Here is a 441-nt window from a genome sequence, read left to right as displayed (position 1 = left end):
ATTAAAAACAACTTTGGCTAGTTCTGGTGTTAATACTAACTTGATTTTTACATCTGATGCTAAACCAAACACTATTGAAACTCAACTTTCTTTAAATGTTGATGAGCAATTGATGACCTCTCTATATCCTCAATTTGAAAAATTTATGAATTTCCAAATAAATAAAAGAACTAAAAACTACAAATTTAAGATTCATTTTGAGGGAACAAACTTTTTCAATAATCGCCAACAAAGGCTTGATACTCAAGTTACTTTATTGGGATTAGGTATAGCACTGCCCCAATCTATAGCTGCCGCAATTGGTATGAATCCATTTGAGTTCCAAAGACAATTGGATGAGGCAAAAGCAATGGGATGGACTGATGGGCTAACCCCCATAACTCCTGCGGCTCAAATGAGTGGGGATGCACAAGCTAAAAATGGTAGACCTGCCAAGAAGGA

At 35.8% G+C, this 441-nt stretch carries 1 protein-coding gene; it reads left to right on the top strand.

What is annotated here, in order from left to right:
* Positions 1 to 441: hypothetical protein (locus AC3DEV_RS17105; RefSeq protein WP_488372892.1), on the top strand; the 441-nt coding region annotated here is incomplete at both ends.

The organism is Dietzia sp. IBK-p2-15D (assembly GCF_057773105.1).
This window is presented reverse-complemented; position numbering and strand designations above follow the sequence as displayed.